Genomic DNA, 16,746 nt, shown 5'->3' on the forward strand with positions numbered 1-16,746 from the left:
CGCTTCAGGCGCACAGCCACCTGAAGGCGCTGGCAGGTCTCTCGTTCGGTCATGTCGTCCATCGCTGTTGGTGATTGAGGGGAGGGGTGAGTGGAGGCCCGCGGGTAGACGCGCGGCCGGTCAGGCCAGGGCGTCGACACCCGTCCGGGCGACCAGGGCGTCCTCGTCGGGCTTCACGCCGGAGACGCCAACCGCGCCCACGACCTGGCCGTCGACGAGCAGCGGGATGCCGCCGGTGAGCGTGCCGGCGAGCACCGGGGCGGACAGGAAGGCGGTGCGGCCGCCGTTGATCATGTCCTCGTACTGCTTCGAGTCGCGCCGTCCGAGTGCCGCGGTGCGCGCCTTCTCGACCGCGATGTAGGCGCCGATCGGCGCGCAGTCGTCCATGCGCTCGAGGGCAAGCGGGTGGCCGCCGTCATCGACGACGGCAATGGTGACGGCCCAGCCACGGTCCTGCGCAATGGCGCGGGCGGCGGCGAGGATACGGGCGACGTCGTGCTGGCAAAGTACGGTTTTGGTCTTCAAGCGGGTTCTCCTGGTGAGACGGTGGCACGGCCGCGGTGGGCGCGTGCGTGGGGGGCTGGCGCGGCGCGGTTGCGGGCTCAGGCGATCGATTCGTCCACGATTTCGATCCAGTGACTGACTGGCGTGCGGCCGGCACCGTCGAGGTGGGTCTGGCAGCCGATGTTGGCGGTAACGATGAGGTCGGGCTTGCCGCTCTCGAGGGCGTCGAGCTTGTTGTCGCGCAAGCGGCGCGACAGCTCGGGCTGCGTGATCGAGTAGGTGCCGGCCGAGCCGCAGCACAGGTGGCTGTCGGGTACCGCGGTGAGGCTGAAGCCGAGGCGGCCGAGCACGCTCTCCACCGTGCCGCCGAGCTTCTGCGCGTGCTGCAGCGTGCACGGGCAATGGAAGGCGAGGCGCTTGTCGGCACGCACGCCGAGCGACTCCAGGGGTTCCTGGCCCAGCACCTCGACCAGGTCCTTGGCGAGCTCGCTGATGCGTGCGGCTTTTGCCGCATAGGCCGGGTCGTCGCGCAGCACGAAGCCGTACTCCTTGACGAAGGCGCCGCAGCCGCTGGCGGTCTGCACGATGGCTTCGGCGCCGGCCTCCACCGCCGGCCACCAGGCGTCGATGTTGCGGCGCGCGCGCGCCAGGCCGGCGTCCTGGGCGTTGAGGTGGAAGTCGACCGCGCCGCAGCAGCCGGCCTCGCTGGCCGGCACCACGCTGATGTTGAGGCGGTCGAGCACGCGCGCGGTGGCGGCGTTGGTGTTGGGCGACAGGCCGGGCTGGGCGCAGCCTTCGAGCATCAGCACCGTGCGCGCATGGCGCGGTGCGGGGCGTGGCTTGGCGCTCTTGATGCGCCGCGGCAGCTTGCTGGCGAGGCCGGCTGGCAGCAGCGGACGCACCGCTTCGCCGGCCTGCACCAGGGTCTTGAACAGAGTCGGGCGGGGCACGACGGTACGCAGCAGCTTGCGCTGGATCACCTCGCCGAGCGGGCGCGGCGCCCAGGCCTCGATCGCGGCGCGGCCGAGGTCGAGCAGCTTGTGGTACTGCACGCCCGAGGGACAGGTGGTCTCGCAGTTGCGGCAGGTGAGGCAGCGGTCGAGGTGCAGGCGGGTGCTGGCGCTGACTTCGCCGCCCTCGAACATCTGCTTCATCAGGTAGATGCGGCCGCGCGGGCCATCCAGTTCATCGCCGAGCAACTGGTAGGTGGGGCAGGTGGCGTTGCAGAAGCCGCAGTGCACGCAGGTTCGCAGCACGCTTTCGGCGATGTCGGCACCGGGCAGGGCGCGGGCCCTTTCGCTCAGATTGGTTTGCATGAGTCGGTCTGTCCTGGCTGGGAGGGGGCTCGGAGCCTGCGGGCTCAGAGCCCGGCGTACATGCGCCCGGGGTTGAAGAGGCCTTGCGGGTCGAGTTGGGCCTTGAGCTGGCGGTGATAACGCAGCAGCACCTCGGGCAGCGGGTGCAGCGGACTGTCGGTGACGTCGGGCGTGAAGCAGCTGGCGTGACCGCCGGCCGCGCTGGCAGCGGCACGGATGGCGTCGGCGTCGGCCTCGGTCTTGAGCCAGCGCTGGGCGCCGCCCCAGTCGATGAGCTGGCTGCCGGTGGGCAGGGCGGGCCGGCTGTCGTTGGCGACCGAAATCCGCCACAGCGGGCGCGGGTCCTGGAAGAAGGCGAGTTCGTGTTCGCGCTGGGCCTGCCAGAACGCGGGCGAGACCGCCTCGCCGCCGAGGCGCTCGCGCGCGGCGGCGACCGAGCCTTCACCCCCCTCCAGGCGCAGCATCAGCGCCTCGCCGTCATGGCAGGCGGCGGTGATCGGCAGCGGTTGCTGACCCCACTCGGCGAAGCGCTCGAGTGCGGTGTCGGTGTCCATCTCCAGGCGCAGGCTGACGCTGTTGCGCGGCTTGGGCAGGACCTTGAACGAGACCTCGGTGATCAGGCCGAGGCTGCCGAGGCTGCCGACCATCAGGCGCGACACGTCGTAACCGGCGACGTTCTTCATGACCTCGCCACCGAAGCGCAGATGCTTCGCGCCGCCGCTGATGACGCGGCAGCCGAGCACGAAGTCGCGCACCGATCCCACCCAGGGCCGACGCGGCCCGGACAGTCCGGTGGCCACCATGCCGCCGACGGTGGCGCCAGCGCCAAAGTGGGGCGGTTCGCAGGGCAGCATCTGGCCGGCGGCGTCGAGCGCGGCCTCGACCTCGACGAGCGGCGTGCCGGCGCGCGCGGTGATCACGAGCTCGGTCGGGTCGTAGCTGACGATGCCGCGATGGCCGCGGGTGTCGAGCAGGCCGCCATCGACCGGGCGGCCGTAGAAGGCCTTGGTGTTGCCGCCCTGGATGCGCAGCGGCGCCTTGTCGGCGAGGGCGCGTTCGACGTGGGCGATGAGCGCTGCACTCAGGTCGGCACCGGGGGTCTTGGCAGAGGGGGCATTGATGGCGTTTGCGGGCATCAGAAACGCTCCAGTTCGGGGAAGGGCAGCTTGCCGTGGTGGACGTGCATGGCACCGAACTCGGCGCAGCGGTGCAGGGTGGGAATGTTCTTGCCCGGGTTGAGCAGGCCGTGGGCGTCGAAAGCCGCCTTCACCGCGTGGAAGAAGTTGATCTCGTCGGTGTTGAACTGCACGCACATCTGGTTGATCTTCTCGCGCCCGACGCCATGCTCGCCGGTGATCGTGCCGCCGACGGCGACGCACAGCTCGAGGATCTTGCCGCCCAGCTCCTCGGCGCGTTGCAGCGCGCCGGGCTGGTTGGCATCGAACAGGATCAGCGGGTGCATGTTGCCGTCGCCGGCATGGAAGACGTTGGCGACGAGCAGGCCGTAGCGCTCGGCCAGCTCGGCCGTGCCCTTGAGCACGGTCGGCAGGTGGCGGCGCGGGATGGTGCCGTCCATGCAGTAGTAGTCGGGCGACATGCGGCCGACGGCGGGAAAGGCGTTCTTGCGCCCGGCCCAGAAGCGGGCGCGCTCGGCTTCGTCGCGGGCGAGGCTGACCTCGGTGGCGCCGGCACGGTCGAGCACCGCGCGCACGCGCTCGATGTCCTCGGCCACGTCGGACTCGACGCCGTCGAGTTCGCACAGCAGGATCGCCTCGGCCTCGACCGGGTAGCCGGCGTGGATGAAGTCCTCGGCGGCCTGGATCGCGAGCTTGTCCATCATCTCCAGTCCGCCGGGCACGATGCCGGCGGCGATGATGTCGCCCACCGCGCGGCCGGCCTTGTCGACCGAGTCGAAGCTCGCCATCAACACGCGGGCGACGCGGGGTTTGGGCAGCAACTTCACCGTGACCTCGGTGACGATGCCGAGCAGGCCCTCGGAGCCGGTGATCAGCGCCAGCAGGTCGAAGCCGGGCGCATCGAGGGCATCGGCGCCCAGCGTCATGCGCTCGCCCTCGATGGTCAGGATCTCGACCTTGAGCAGGTTATGCACCGTGAGGCCGTACTTGAGGCAATGCACGCCGCCGGCATTCTCGGCGACGTTGCCGCCGATGGAGCAGGCGATCTGTGAGGACGGGTCGGGTGCGTAGTAGAGCTCGTAGGGCGCGGCGGCCTGCGAGATGGCGAGGTTGCGCACGCCCGGCTGGACGCGCGCGTAGCGGCCCTTGGGGTTGATCTCGAGGATGCGGTTGAAGCGTGCCATGACCAGCAGCACGCCTTGTTCCAGCGGCAGTGCACCGCCCGACAGACCGGTGCCGGCGCCACGCGCCACCACCGGCACCTTGCGCGCGTGGCACAGGCGCAGCACGGCCTGCACCTGCTCGATGCGCTCGGGCAGCACCACCAGCAGGGGCGTGCTGCGGTAGGCCGCGAGGCCGTCGCACTCGTAGGGGCGCAGGTCTTCCTGACTGTGGAGGATGGCGAGATCCGGGATCGCGGCCCGCATTTCGGCATAGAAATGCGCGCGGTCGACCTGAGTCAGCGCGCCGTCGATGCGTTCGTCGTAGAGGATGTTCATCGCGGTTCTCCGCTCCCGGACTCGGGTATGGCTGGGGGCTCGTTGGGCTTCAGGGGCAGGCGCAAGGGGGCCTGCCGGTTGAATGCTAGAAGTCCCGCGCGTTACCGACCAGTGGTTTTTTACTGGTCTGACCAGTTTTTTTGATCAGGTCTAACCCTTATAGCCCATAGAGCGCAATATAATCAAAGCCGTACATGAGCTCATCGATTCAATTCGTGCCCCTATTTCCTACTGGTCCGACCACCGTGGCAGAACAACTTCAGTCCGCATCAGGAGTGCCCGAGCGGCGTCAGATCGCCGACGTCGTCGCCGAGCGCATCGAGCGGCTCATCACCGATGGGGTGCTCAAGGTCGGGCAGGCGCTGCCTTCCGAGCGCCGCTTGTGCGAGAAGCTGGGCTGCTCGCGCTCGGCCTTGCGCGAGGGTCTGCGCGTGCTGCGCGGACTGGGTGTGATCGAAACGCGCCATGGCAAGGGCTCCTTCGTCGCCCGCCTGTCCGCCGAGCGCGACACCAGCCCGCTGCTGCACCTGTTCAGCTCGCAGCCGCGCACCCTCTACGACCTGCTCGAGGTGCGCGCCCTGCTCGAGAGCGAGGCGGCCCGCCTCGCGGCGCTGCGCGGTACCGTGGCCGACTTCGTGATGATCCGCCGCCGCTACGAGGACCTGGCCGCCCGCAGCGGTGTTGGGGCGGAGGCCTCGCCGGAAGAGCATGCCCGCGTCGATCACGCGTTTCACCGCGCGATCAGCGAGGCTTCGCACAACTCGGTGCTGGTGCACACGCTGCAGTCGCTGTCAGACCTGATGCTGAACAGCGTGTTCGCCTCGGTGAACAACCTCTACCACCGCCCCGCGCACAAGAACGTGATCGATCGCCAGCACCAGCGCCTCTACCAGGCGGTGGTCGAGCGCCAGCCGGAGCGTGCGGGCCTGATCGCGCGCGAGCACATCAACAGCGTGCGCGAGAGCTTTGTCGAGATCGAGCAGGAGGAGCAGCGTCTGGTGCGGGCGACGATGCGACTCGAAGGCTGGAACTAGCGGAGGACCGCGGGCGCACCCCGGGCCTTACCGAGGAGCCCGCCGCGGGGCGCGACGCGCAGCCCTCGCACAAGCGGCTAGAATGCAGGTCCGTTTCCTTTGACGCCTCTATACGGCGAGGACGATGGACGAGACCGACGCACCGTCTGTTGCGCTGCAGGACCTGATCGACTGGCTCGGGCGCGAGCCGGTCGACGATCCGGCCGTCGACCTGGCGGCCCTCAAGGCCCGCCTGCCGGTGCTGGCCGGGCACGAGCTGCCGGTCGACAAGCGCGAGGCGGTGCTGCAGGCGGCCGCCGCACGCGTGTCGGACATCACCGGGCGCCTGCGGCCGCAGTTGCTGGCGGCGCATCTGCCCTTGCCGCTGTCGCTGTACGAGACCACCGAACAGGCCTGCAGCGCGCTGCTCGATGTGGCTGGGGCCTACGCCGATCTCGTCGACATCAGCCTGCGCCACTGGCCGCGGCGCAGCGGCGACCTGGCGGCGCTCAGTGCCCAGGGCCTGGCGCTGGTCGGCGAGGTTTTTGCGCTGGCCGGCCTGGCCGCAGCCAATACGCCGTTTGGCGCCTGGCGGCTCGCGCATCGCCTGGCGCAGGCGAGCGGGGCCGCCTTCGGTGATGCCGGGGGTGCGGCGCGCATCGCCTATCTGCGCATCCTCGCCGTGGCGGTGTCGCAGCCCGATGGCCTGACCGCGCGTGAGCTGGCCTGGCTGTTCGACTTTCTCGACAAGCGCATCCTCGAGGCCGCCACGCTGGCATCCGGGGCGCCCTCCGAGGGGGGCGCCGCGTGGTGGATCGACCCGGCGGCGGATGCGGCCCCGGTGGCGCTCTCCAGGAGTCCGGTGCCTGCCGAACTCCAGGGTGAGGGCAGGGTGTGGGCGTTCAACCCGCGCACCATGGCGCAGAAACTGAGCGAGTGCATCGATTGGGTGACCGCACACATGACTGCAGCCGAGCTGGCAGGCATGCAGTGCGAGATCGAGCCGCTGGCGGCCGACGAGGGCGGCTTTCCGCCCGGCCTGGCGCCGCTGGAGACGCTCGCCCTGCTGCGACGCCTGCGCATGCACTGGATGGCGACGCCGGTGCGCGAGCAGCCGCGACGCCAGCACCAGTACATGGTCCAGGTTTGCGTGGGGCTGAAGTCGGTGTGGGAGCTCGGCTGCGGACGCCGGGAGCAGGGGCAGGTGCTGGAGTGGGTGGTGCTCAACGAGAGCCCGGGCGGCTACGCGATCATGAGCGTGGCCGGCGTCGCAGGCGAGGTCGAGGCCGGCATTGCGATTGCGCTGCGGCGCGACCCCGAGCAGCCCTGGTCGGTGTGCGTCGTGCGCTGGGTGCGCAGCGAGAACCCGGGCCAGGTCGAGCTCGGCCTGCAGCTTATCGGCTCGTCCTTCCAGTCGGTGCGGGTCGGCTTTCGCGGTGCGAGCAGCCCGCATCCTTCGCCGGCGCTGGCGCTGCCAGTCATGGAGCCCGTGCGCCGCCACCCCGCCATGCTCGCCCTGTCCGGCACCTATGCCTCGCGCCGCTTCGTCTTCGTGCGTGATCTGGGCCACGTCTATGTCGCTCAGGCCCGCGCCCTCGGGCTGGACATGCAGACGCCGAGCATCGAGCTGTTCCAGTACGAGATCGACCCTTATCCGATCTGAGCGGGCGACCCACCGGTGGCGGGGAACCCTGCGGCCGGGTGCCGGACGAAGGGTATAATCCGCGGCCCCGTATCGGATCGCCCTGCTCATGCCCGAAATCCTCGTCCTCTATTACAGCCATCGCGGTTCGGTGCGCGCACTCGCCGAAGAGATCGTCACCGGCATCCATCAAGTGCCAGGGGCGGTCGCGCGCGTGCGCACGGTGCCGCGGGTGTCCACCGTGTGCGAGGCGGTCGAGGACGACATCCCGGCCGACGGGCCGCCCTATGTCGAGGTGCAGGATCTGGAGCAGTGCGCCGGCCTGGCGCTCGGCAGCCCGACCCGCTTCGGCAACATGGCGGCACCGATGAAGTACTTCGTCGATGGGCTCGGCGCGGCGTGGGCGAACGGCGTGCTGGCGGGCAAGCCGGCCTGCGTATTCACGTCGAGCGGCAGCCAGCATGGCGGCCAGGAGAGCACGCTGCTGAGCATGATGCTGCCCTTGCTGCACCACGGCATGCTGCTGATGGGCATTCCCTACACCGAGCCGGCGCTCCACCAGACCCGCAGTGGCGGCACGCCCTACGGGGCGAGCCACGTCGCCGGGGCGGACGGCCTGGCGGTGCTGACGGCGGACGAGGTCGTCCTCGCCCGCGCCCAGGGGCGCCGGCTCGCCGAGCTGGCACTGCGACTGGGAGCGCGCGCATGAACCCGCAGATCTTCGTGCGCGTATCGAGTGTGGCGCTGCTCAGCCTGATCGTGCTGTGCGTGCTGTGGGAGGGCTGGCTGGCGCCGCTGCGACCGGGCGGCTCGTGGATGATCCTGAAGGCGCTGCCGCTGCTGCCGGCCGTGTTCGGCATCCTGCGCGGCAAGCGCTACACCTCGCAGTGGGTGTCGATGCTGTCGCTGCTGTATTTCACCGAAGGCGTGCTGCGTGCCGCCGATCCCGGGCTGATGGGCGTGTTTGCGATCCTCGAGGCTGCGCTGGCGGTGGTCCTGTTCCTGAGCACCATGTTTCACGCCCGCTACAGCGCGCCTTCGCGCCAGAGCTGAGCGCGCACCGCAAGAAAAGCAAGGGCCCGTCGCTGACGGGCCCTTGTGCTTCATGGCGTGCAGCCGTTGGCGCCGATCCCGTCAGGGGCCGACCTGGGGGTTGAGGCGTGCGGCACCGGCATGCAGCTTGTTGAGGGCGTTCAGGTAGGCCTTCGCCGAGGCGACGATGATGTCGGTGTCGGCACCCTGGCCGTCCATGACGCGGCCGGCCTTCGACAGTCGCACCGTGACCTCGCCCTGGGCGTCGGTGCCGGTGGTGATCGCATTGACCGAGTACAGCAGCAGTTCGCTGCCACTGGCGACGATCGACTCGATGGCCTTGAAGGCGGCATCGACCGGGCCAGAGCCCTCGGCTTCGGAGCGCTTCTCGCGGCCGCCGACCGACAGCGTGATCGCCGCCAGCGGCGTCTCGCCGGTCTCGGAGTGGAAGCGGCTCGCCAGCAGGCGGTAGTGCTCGAGTTCGGGCGTGACCGCCTCGTCGCGCATGAGCGCGGTCAGGTCCTCGTCGAAGATCTCGTGCTTCTTGTCGGCCAGCTCCTTGAAGCGCGCGAAGGCGTGGTTGAGGTGTTCCTCGCTCTCGATCTCGATGCCGAGCTCGACCAGGCGGGCGCGGAAGGCGTTGCGCCCGGACAGCTTGCCGAGCACCAGCTTGTTGGCGCCCCAGCCCACGTCCTCGGCGCGCATGATCTCGTAGGTCTCGCGGTGCTTGAGCACGCCATCCTGGTGGATGCCCGACTCGTGGGCGAAGGCGTTGGCGCCGACGATGGCCTTGTTCGGCTGCACCGGGTAGCCGGTGATCTGCGACACGAGCTTGGAGGCGGGGACGATCTGCGTGGTGTCGACGCCGGTCTCGACCGGGAAGATGTCGGCGCGGGTGCGCACCGCCATCACGATCTCCTCGAGCGAGGCGTTGCCCGCGCGCTCGCCGAGGCCGTTGATGGTGCATTCGACCTGGCGCGCGCCCGCTCGCACGGCTGCGAGCGAGTTCGCCACCGCGAGGCCGAGGTCGTTGTGGCAATGCACCGACCACACCACCTTGTCGGCGTTGGGCACGCGCTCGATCAGGCTGCGCAGGGTGGTGGCGAACTGCTCGGGCACGTTGTAGCCGACGGTGTCGGGCACGTTGATGGTTTTCGCGCCGGCCTTGATCACCGCCTCGAAGATGCGCACGAGGAAGTCGAGTTCGGAGCGGCCGGCATCTTCGGCGGAGAACTCGACGTCGTCGGTGAACTGGCGCGCCCAGCCGATCGCCTTCACCGCCTGCTCGACGACCTGGTCGGGCGTCATGCGCAGCTTCTTCTCCATGTGGATCGGGCTGGTGGCGATGAAGGTGTGGATGCGGCCGCGCACGGCCGGGGCGATGGCCTCGCCCGAGCGCCGGATGTCGGCCTCGCTGGCGCGCGCCAGCGAGCACACGGTGGAGTCCTTGATCGCCTCGGCGATCGCGCGCACCGATTCGAAGTCGCCATTGGAGGCGGCGGCGAAGCCGGCCTCGATGACGTCGACCCGCATGCGCTCGAGCTGGCGGGCGATGCGCAGCTTCTCGTCGCGGGTCATGGAGGCGCCCGGGCTCTGCTCGCCGTCGCGCAAGGTGGTGTCGAAGATGATCAGCTTGTCTTTCATGGTTTGCTCCCGGGGTCGGATGGGGCGTCCTCCGCGGACGCGACGGGCTGGTCGGACTGTGTGCTGGCGGCGTCCTCGGCGGCCGTGGACGGGTTTGACTGCGTGCCGGCGGCGTCGCCTGCCGCGGCGATCTCCTGGCGCTGCAGCTTGCGCTTGCGCCAGCGCAGCGCCCAGACGATGTAGCCGGATGCGGCATAGCCGAGGAAGAGTGCGAACAGGATGCCAGGCGGGTAACTGGAGATGAGCGCGAAGGCCAGCACAAGCGCGATCAGCACGATGAAGGGCACGCTCTTGCGCAGGTTGATGTCCTTGCCGCTCCAGAACAACACGTTGCTGACCATGGACACGCCGGCGAAGATGGTGAGCACGCAGGCATACCACTGCAGCTCGGTGCCGGTGAAGCCGTTGTCCAGGCCCACCCACACCATGCCGGCAATCAGCGCCGCGGCCGCCGGGCTCGGCAAGCCCTGGAAGAAGCGCTTGTCGACGACGTCGATGTTGGTGTTGAAGCGGGCCAGGCGCAGCGCCGCGCCGGCGCAATAGATGAAGGCGGCGATCCAGCCCAGCTTGCCCAGATCCTGCAGCGCCCATTCGTACATGACCAGTGCCGGCGCCGCGCCGAAGGACACCATGTCGGACAGCGAGTCGTATTCGGCGCCGAATTCGCTCTGGGTGTGGGTGAGGCGGGCGATGCGGCCGTCGAGGCCGTCGAGCACCATGGCGACGAAGATCGCGACCGCGGCGTACTCGAAGCGGTCGTTCATCGCCTGCACGATGGCATAGAAGCCGGCGAACAGCGCCGCCGTGGTGAACAGGTTGGGGAGGATGTAGATGCCGCGGCGGCGCTTGTCGAGCATCGGCAGCGGGTGGCGGTCGGGATGGGTCACGTTGGACTGTCGCCTCCTTGGTTCTCGGACTGGGGATTCTAGCGCATGCGGCAGGCGGGCCGCGCTGCGATGGCGCCGTCAACGGAAAAGGCCGGAGCCGCATGCGCGTCCCCGGCCCTTGTCGTCACGGCGGGCAGAGCTGCCCGCGCACGATCAGTTCTTCGACTTGTCGACCAGCGCCTTGGCCTTGATCCACGGCATCATGTCGCGCAGCGTGGCGCCGACCTTCTCGATCTGGTGGTCGGCGTTCAGGCGTCGGTAGGCGGTCATGCTCGGGTAGTTGGTCTTGCCCTCGAGGATGAACATCTTGGCGTATTCGCCGGTCTGGATGCGCTTGAGCGCGTTGCGCATGGCGGCGCGCGACTGCTCGTTGATGACCTCGGGGCCGGTCACGTACTCGCCATACTCCGCATTGTTGGAGATGGAGTAGTTCATGTTGGCGATACCGCCCTCGTACATCAGGTCGACGATCAGCTTGAGCTCGTGCAGGCACTCGAAGTAGGCCATCTCGGGCGCGTAGCCGGCTTCCACCAGGGTCTCGAAGCCCATCTTGACCAGCTCCACGGCACCGCCGCACAGCACGGCCTGCTCGCCGAAGAGGTCGGTCTCGGTCTCTTCGCGGAAGTTGGTCTCGATCACGCCGCCCTTGGTGCCACCGTTGGCCGCGGAGTAGGACAGGGCGATGTCCTTGGCCTTGCCCGAGCGGTCCTGATACACGGCGATCAGGGTCGGCACGCCGCCCCCGCGCAGGTACTCGGAGCGCACGGTGTGGCCGGGGCCCTTGGGCGCGACCATGATCACGTCGAGGTCCTCACGCGGCACGATCTGGTTGTAGTGCACGTTGAAGCCGTGGGCGAAGGCTAGCACGGCGCCCTTCTTGATGTTCGGCTCGACGTCCTCGCGGTAGACCTGCGGAGCGGTCTCGTCCGGCAGCAGGATCATCACGACGTCGGCGCCCTTGACGGCCTTGCCGATCTCCTCGACCTTGATGCCGGCCGCTTCGGCCTTCGCCCAGGAAGCGCCGCCCTTGCGCAGGCCGACGGTGATCTTGCAGCCCGAATCCTTCAGGTTCTGTGCGTGGGCATGGCCCTGCGAGCCGTAGCCCACGATGGTGACCTTCTTGCCCTTGATGAGGGAGAGGTCGGCGTCCTTGTCGTAATAAACCTTCATGTCTTTCCTTTCTTGCTTAGCGGGTCGGGAGGTTGAGCGGGGTGGGGATGAATCGGTGCTGGCTCAGATCTTGAGCACGCGGTCGCCGCGACCGATGCCGCACACGCCCGAGCGCACCGTCTCGAGGATCAGTGCAGGGTCGATGGCACCGATGAAGGCATCGAGCTTGGTCTGATTGCCGGTGAGTTCGACGACATAGGAGGCGTCGGTGACGTCGATGATGCGGGCCCGGAAGATGTCGGTGGTGCGCTTGATCTCCTCGCGGTCCTTGCCGGTGGCGCGCACCTTGATGAGCATGAGTTCGCGCTCGATGTGCGCGGCCTCGGAGATGTCGACCACCTTGACCACCTCGACCAGCTTGTTCAGCTGCTTGGTGATCTGCTCGATGATGTCGTCCGAGCCGGTGGTGACGATCGACATGCGCGACATCGAGGCGTCTTCGGTGGGGGCCACGGTGAGCGACTCGATGTTGTAGCCGCGCGCCGAGAACAGGCCGGACACGCGCGACAGCGCGCCGGATTCGTTTTCGATCAGGAGGGAAATGACGTGACGCATGATGGGTTCGGTTCCGCGTTCTGCTGGAGGGCGATTAGAGGTCTTCGGCCGACAGGATCATCTCGGTGAGACCCTTGCCGCCCTGCACCATCGGATAGACGTTCTCGGTCTGGTCGACCTGGAAGTCGAGGAACACGAGTTCGTTGCGGTGCGTGGTGAAGGCCTCGCGCAGCGCACCCTCCACGTCGGCCGGACGATCGACGCGGATGCCGACATGGCCGTAGGACTCGGCCAGCTTGGCGAAGTCGGGCAGGGAGTCCATGTAGGACTCGGAGTAGCGGCCGCCGTGGAAGATCTCCTGCCACTGACGCACCATGCCCAGATAGCGGTTGTTGAGGTTGCAGATCTTGATCGGCAGGCGGAACTGCTTGCAGGTCGACAGCTCCTGGATGTTCATCTGGATCGAGGCTTCGCCGGTTACGCAGGCGACCTGCAGGTCCGGGTTGGCGAGCTTGGCGCCCATCGCGTAGGGCATGCCCACACCCATCGTGCCCAGGCCGCCCGAGTTGAGCCAGCGCCGCGGCTTGTCGAAGCCGTAATACTGCGCCGCCCACATCTGGTGCTGGCCGACATCGGAGGTGATGATGGCGTCGCCGCCGGTTACTTCCCACAGTTTTTGCACCACGAACTGCGGCTTGATGATCTCGTCCGAATTCGTATAGACCATGCACTTGCGGCTGCGCCATTCCTCGACCTGCTTCCACCAGGTGGCGAGCGCGTCGGGATTGGGGCGGGCCTCGCCGGACTCGAGCTGGCGGATCATCTCCTCGAGCACTTCCTTGACGTCGCCGACGATGGGAACGTCGACCTTGACGCGCTTGGAGATCGACGACGGGTCGATGTCGACGTGGATGATCTTGCGCGGCTCCTCGGCGAAGTGTGCCGGGTTGCCGATGACGCGATCGTCGAAGCGGGCGCCGACGGCGAGCAGCACGTCGCTGTAGTGCATCGCCATGTTGGCTTCGAAGGTGCCGTGCATGCCAGGCATGCCCAGATACTGGCGGTCACTGGACGGGTAGCCGCCCAGGCCCATCAGGGTATTGGTGATCGGGTAGCCGAGCAGGCGGGTGAGCTTGGTGAGCTGCGCCGCGGCGTTGGCGAGCACGACGCCGCCGCCGGTGTAGATCATCGGGCGCTTGGCTTCGAGCAGCAGTTGCACGGCCTTGCGGATCTGCCCGCTGTGGCCCTTGACCACCGGGTTGTACGAGCGCATCGAGATCTCCTTCGGATACTCGAACTCGCACTTGTGCATCGACACGTCCTTGGGGATGTCGACCAGCACCGGGCCGGGGCGGCCGGTGCGCGCCAGGTAGAAGGCCTTCTTCATCGTCGACGCGATGTCGCGCACGTCCTTGACGAGGAAGTTGTGCTTCACGCAGGGGCGGGTGATGCCGACGGTGTCAACTTCCTGGAAGGCGTCCTGGCCGATGGCGGCAGTGGGCACCTGTCCCGAGATGATCACCATCGGGATCGAGTCGCAGTAGGCGGTGGCGATGCCGGTGACGGCGTTGGTGGCGCCGGGGCCCGAGGTCACCAGCGCGACGCCGACCTTCTCGGTGCTGCGCGCGAAGCCGTCGGCGGCATGCACCGCAGCCTGCTCATGGCGCACGAGCACGTGGCGGACCTGATCCTGCTGGAAGAGCGCGTCGTAGATGAAGAGGACTGCGCCGCCCGGATAACCGAAGACGTACTCGACCTTTTCTTCCTGCAGGCACCTGATTACAATTTCGGCTCCGGACAGCACCATCGACAGCTCGCTTGTTGTTAGGGGTTTGAATAAACGCAGAACGTTACCGGCCGCCCGCAGTTTGGTCAAGGCTGGGGACGAGAGGCGGCGGGCTGTAAATGCGGGTTTTCCGACGGGCTTCGGCCTGCTGGTTTGCGGATGATTTCATGACACGCAGGAAAAGCAGGGCCGCCGATGCGCGCCCGGTGCAGGGCGGCGCAGGCAGCGCCGCTGCCGCCACGACGGCCGCCGTGAATCGGCAGATCGTCGAACTCGCAGGCCTCAGGCGTCGCCTTGCGTCGATGCTGTACGAATCGATGCTGCTGCTCGGCGTGCTCGCGCTCACCTTCCTCGTCCCCTACCTGATCCTCGGTGTGGTCTTCGGCGTCGCTCCCCCGGGCTGGCTGGCGTGGCTGCACATCTTTGGCGTGCTGGGCGTCTATTTCGTCTGGTACTGGCGGCGCCACGGCCAGACCCTGTCGATGCAGACCTGGCGGCTGAAGATCGTCAACGCCGACGATGGCCGCAGCGCCAGCCTGGGCCGCAGCTGGCTGCGCTATGCCCTGGCCTGGCCATCGGTCCTGCTGTGCGGTCTCGGCCTGCTGTGGGCGCTGGTCGATCGCGATCGGCAGTTCCTGCACGACCGCCTGGCAGGCACCTGCATCGTGCTGCTGCCACCGCCGCCGAAGGGCTGACCGGTTGCCGCCGCCCCGCGGCGCGGGGCGCTTTGGGTCGCGGCGATGTTAGGATTGCGCAACGCCGACGCCGCGCAATCATGAAGGTGGTGTTCGCTGCCGCGGGCCTCGTCCACGACGCACAGGAGCGACCCCCATGGAGCAAATGCTCGCCCACGGGCCGTATGCCGAGTTCGCCCTGCTGCTGATCATTTCGGCGGTGGCGGGCGCGATTGCCGTGCGCCTGCGCCAGCCGGTGCTGATCGCCTACATCGTGGTCGGCATCCTGGTCGGGCCGGCGGTGTTCGGCATCGTCCAGGCCCACGAGCAGATCGCGCTGCTGGCCGAGATCGGCGTCACGGTGCTGCTCTTCGTCGTCGGCCTCAAGCTCGACCTGCACCATATCCGCCACATCGGTCCCGTCGCCCTGGCAACCGGCCTCGGCCAGCTCGCCTTCACCATCGTGTTCGGCTTCGTGCTCATCCTGCTGATGGGCAAGGACGTCATGGAGGCGATCTACGTTGCCGTGGCGCTGACCTTCTCCAGCACCATCATCATCGTCAAGCTGCTGTCGGACAAGCGCGAACTCGACTCGCTGCACGGACGCATCGCGGTCGGCTTCCTGATCGTGCAGGACGTGGCGGTGGTGCTGGCGATGATGGCGATGAGCGCCTTGCGCGGGGCGGGCGATGCCGGCGTCGTCGATGTGGCGGGTTCGCTGGTGCTGCGCCTGGTGGCGGCCGCGGTGCTGATGTTCGTGCTGATGCGCTACGTGCTGCCCAGGCTGGTCGAGGCGATGGCGCGCTCACAGGAGCTGCTGCTGATTTTCGCGATCGCCTGGGGCACGGGCCTGGCGGCGATTGGCGAGTGGGCCGGTTTCAGCAAGGAGGCGGGCGCCTTCATGGCGGGCTTCTCGCTGGCATCGACCAGTTACCGCGAGGCGATGAACGCGCGCCTCACCGGCATCCGCGACTTCATGCTGCTGTTCTTCTTCATCGACCTCGGCTCCAAGCTCGATTTTTCCACGCTAGGCGGCGAGATCTGGCCGGCCGTGGTGCTGTCGGTGTTCGTCCTCATCGGCAACCCGCTGATCGTGATGGCGATCATGGGCTACATGGGCTACCGCAAGCGCACCGGCTTCCTCGCCGGGCTGACCGTGGCGCAGATCAGCGAGTTCTCCATCGTGTTCGTCGCCATGGGCATCACCCTCGGCCACGTCGGGGTGGAGGCGCTCGGCCTGACCACGCTGGTGGGCCTGGTGACGATCATGATGTCGACCTACATGATCCTGTTCTCGCATGCGCTCTACGACAAGCTCGCGCCCTGGCTCGGCGTGTTCGAGCGCAAGCGGCCGTTCCGTGAGCTCGCGGTCGAGCGCCCGGGACGGCCGGCGGGGCAGCCGGACATCATCATCTTCGGCCTCGGCCGCTATGGCTCGCGCCTGATGAGCCAGCTGCGCGCCGCGGGCATCGAGGTGCTCGGGGTCGACTTCGACCCGGAGACGGTGCGTGCGTTGCGCAAGCTGCGTCAGCCCGTGCGCTTCGGTGACGGCGAGGACCCGAGCTTTCTCGAGTCGCTGCCGCTCGAGCACGCGCGCTGGGCGATCACCACCTTTCCGCAGTGGGAGTCCAACCGTGCCTTCCTCAACGCGCTCAAGGAGGCCGGTTTCCGTGGTCGCATCGCCGGCGTGGTGCGGGACGATCTGCATGGCGAGGCGCTCGATGCAGCGGGCGTGGAGCGGGTGTTGAACCCGTTCACCGATGCCGCCGACTACGCGGCGCGCGCCTTCGCCGCCGAGATCGCCTTCGAGCAGGTGCATCGCCAGGACGGGCGGGCGCCTGATGCTCCCGCGCGTCCAGAGGCGGACGCGGCGGCGCTCGACCCCGCCGCAGCTGACGCCGCTGACGCCGCGGTGGCGGCCGCGCAGTCGAAACAAGGAGCCTGAACG

At 68.2% G+C, this 16,746-nt stretch carries 15 protein-coding genes; 6 read left to right on the forward strand and 9 right to left on the reverse strand.

From position 1 onward, the window contains the following. Window positions 1–120 precede the first annotated feature (120 nt). The 4 genes from PLC66_RS12805 to glcD form a co-directional block, all read right to left on the reverse strand. Window positions 121–525 (reverse strand): heme-binding protein, encoded by a 405-nt coding sequence (locus tag PLC66_RS12805; protein ID WP_324540985.1) that lies wholly within the window; start codon window positions 523–525, stop codon window positions 121–123. Between the two features lie 77 nt (window positions 526–602). Next, window positions 603–1,820 carry a glycolate oxidase subunit GlcF gene (glcF, locus tag PLC66_RS12810; protein WP_324540988.1) on the reverse strand — a complete coding sequence of 406 codons (1,218 nt, stop codon included), beginning with the start codon at window positions 1,818–1,820 and terminating at the stop codon, window positions 603–605. 44 nt (window positions 1,821–1,864) lie between these two features. Then, on the reverse strand, window positions 1,865–2,956 hold the full coding sequence (glcE, locus tag PLC66_RS12815; RefSeq protein ID WP_324540990.1) for a glycolate oxidase subunit GlcE: 1,092 nt from the start codon (window positions 2,954–2,956) through the stop codon (window positions 1,865–1,867). Further along, window positions 2,956–4,455 (reverse strand): glycolate oxidase subunit GlcD, encoded by a 1,500-nt coding sequence (glcD, locus tag PLC66_RS12820; protein ID WP_324540991.1) that lies wholly within the window; start codon window positions 4,453–4,455, stop codon window positions 2,956–2,958. Before glcD ends, glcE begins: the two co-directional genes overlap by 1 nt. A 245-nt stretch (window positions 4,456–4,700) precedes the next feature. Between glcD and glcC the strand changes: the two genes are divergently transcribed. The 4 genes from glcC (at window position 4,701) to PLC66_RS12840 (ending at window position 8,163) form a co-directional block, all read left to right on the forward strand. Beyond that, entirely contained in the window at window positions 4,701–5,489 is a 789-nt protein-coding gene (gene glcC, locus PLC66_RS12825; RefSeq protein WP_324540993.1) for a transcriptional regulator GlcC, read from the forward strand. Window positions 5,490–5,613: 124 nt separating this feature from the next. Beyond that, a complete protein-coding gene (locus tag PLC66_RS12830) occupies window positions 5,614–7,131 on the forward strand; it encodes a cyclic-di-GMP receptor FimW-related protein (protein ID WP_324540995.1) in 1,518 nt (505 codons plus the stop codon). Between the two features lie 88 nt (window positions 7,132–7,219). Next, window positions 7,220–7,819 carry an NAD(P)H:quinone oxidoreductase gene (wrbA, locus tag PLC66_RS12835; protein ID WP_324540997.1) on the forward strand — a complete coding sequence of 200 codons (600 nt, stop codon included), beginning with the start codon at window positions 7,220–7,222 and terminating at the stop codon, window positions 7,817–7,819. Then, window positions 7,816–8,163: a DUF2069 domain-containing protein gene (locus PLC66_RS12840; RefSeq protein WP_324540999.1), complete on the forward strand. Its 348-nt coding sequence runs from the start codon at window positions 7,816–7,818 to the stop codon at window positions 8,161–8,163. The genes wrbA and PLC66_RS12840 overlap by 4 nt, the downstream gene beginning before the upstream one ends. Window positions 8,164–8,244: 81 nt before the next feature. Here the strand turns inward: PLC66_RS12840 and PLC66_RS12845 are convergent, their stop codons facing one another. From PLC66_RS12845 to PLC66_RS12865, 5 genes are all read right to left on the reverse strand, one after another. After that, window positions 8,245–9,786 (reverse strand): 2-isopropylmalate synthase, encoded by a 1,542-nt coding sequence (locus PLC66_RS12845; protein ID WP_324541001.1) that lies wholly within the window; start codon window positions 9,784–9,786, stop codon window positions 8,245–8,247. Beyond that, window positions 9,783–10,643 (reverse strand): CDP-diacylglycerol--serine O-phosphatidyltransferase, encoded by an 861-nt coding sequence (gene pssA, locus PLC66_RS12850; RefSeq protein WP_324541092.1) that lies wholly within the window; start codon window positions 10,641–10,643, stop codon window positions 9,783–9,785. Before pssA ends, PLC66_RS12845 begins: the two co-directional genes overlap by 4 nt. Before the next feature lie 183 nt (window positions 10,644–10,826). Next, the gene (ilvC, locus tag PLC66_RS12855) at window positions 10,827–11,843 is read right to left on the reverse strand and encodes a ketol-acid reductoisomerase (protein WP_324541003.1); all 1,017 of its coding nucleotides are present in this window, start codon (window positions 11,841–11,843) and stop codon (window positions 10,827–10,829) included. A 63-nt stretch (window positions 11,844–11,906) separates the two neighbouring features. Further along, window positions 11,907–12,398, reverse strand: a complete 492-nt coding sequence (gene ilvN, locus PLC66_RS12860; RefSeq protein WP_324541005.1) for an acetolactate synthase small subunit — start codon at window positions 12,396–12,398, stop codon at window positions 11,907–11,909. Window positions 12,399–12,432: 34 nt separating this feature from the next. Next, the gene (locus tag PLC66_RS12865) at window positions 12,433–14,145 is read right to left on the reverse strand and encodes an acetolactate synthase 3 catalytic subunit (protein ID WP_324541007.1); all 1,713 of its coding nucleotides are present in this window, start codon (window positions 14,143–14,145) and stop codon (window positions 12,433–12,435) included. A gap of 146 nt (window positions 14,146–14,291) precedes the next feature. On the opposite strand from PLC66_RS12865, the gene PLC66_RS12870 reads away from it, so the two are divergent. Next, complete coding sequence (locus PLC66_RS12870; protein ID WP_324541010.1) at window positions 14,292–14,819, forward strand: RDD family protein; 528 nt, start codon at window positions 14,292–14,294, stop codon at window positions 14,817–14,819. Between the two features lie 136 nt (window positions 14,820–14,955). After that, entirely contained in the window at window positions 14,956–16,743 is a 1,788-nt protein-coding gene (locus PLC66_RS12875) for a cation:proton antiporter (protein ID WP_324541011.1), read from the forward strand. Window positions 16,744–16,746: the final 3 nt, after the last annotated feature.

The sequence above is a fragment of the Thauera sp. genome (genome assembly GCF_035444905.1).
GTDB lineage: Bacteria > Pseudomonadota > Gammaproteobacteria > Burkholderiales > Rhodocyclaceae > Thauera.

Bases quoted from the DNA above. Each gene is read 5' to 3' on its own strand.
- glcF (WP_324540988.1), bottom strand. From the start codon at position 1,820: ATGCAAACCAATCTGAGCGAAAGGGCCCGCGCCCTGCCCGGTGCCGAC.
- glcE (WP_324540990.1), bottom strand. From the start codon at position 2,956: ATGCCCGCAAACGCCATCAATGCCCCCTCTGCCAAGACCCCCGGTGCC.
- glcD (WP_324540991.1), bottom strand. From the start codon at position 4,455: ATGAACATCCTCTACGACGAACGCATCGACGGCGCGCTGACTCAGGTC.
- PLC66_RS12830 (WP_324540995.1), top strand. From the start codon at position 5,614: ATGGACGAGACCGACGCACCGTCTGTTGCGCTGCAGGACCTGATCGAC.
- wrbA (WP_324540997.1), top strand. From the start codon at position 7,220: ATGCCCGAAATCCTCGTCCTCTATTACAGCCATCGCGGTTCGGTGCGC.
- PLC66_RS12840 (WP_324540999.1), top strand. From the start codon at position 7,816: ATGAACCCGCAGATCTTCGTGCGCGTATCGAGTGTGGCGCTGCTCAGC.
- PLC66_RS12845 (WP_324541001.1), bottom strand. From the start codon at position 9,786: ATGAAAGACAAGCTGATCATCTTCGACACCACCTTGCGCGACGGCGAG.
- pssA (WP_324541092.1), bottom strand. From the start codon at position 10,643: ATGCTCGACAAGCGCCGCCGCGGCATCTACATCCTCCCCAACCTGTTC.
- ilvC (WP_324541003.1), bottom strand. From the start codon at position 11,843: ATGAAGGTTTATTACGACAAGGACGCCGACCTCTCCCTCATCAAGGGC.
- ilvN (WP_324541005.1), bottom strand. From the start codon at position 12,398: ATGCGTCACGTCATTTCCCTCCTGATCGAAAACGAATCCGGCGCGCTG.
- PLC66_RS12865 (WP_324541007.1), bottom strand. From the start codon at position 14,145: ATGGTGCTGTCCGGAGCCGAAATTGTAATCAGGTGCCTGCAGGAAGAA.
- PLC66_RS12870 (WP_324541010.1), top strand. From the start codon at position 14,292: ATGACACGCAGGAAAAGCAGGGCCGCCGATGCGCGCCCGGTGCAGGGC.
- PLC66_RS12875 (WP_324541011.1), top strand. From the start codon at position 14,956: ATGGAGCAAATGCTCGCCCACGGGCCGTATGCCGAGTTCGCCCTGCTG.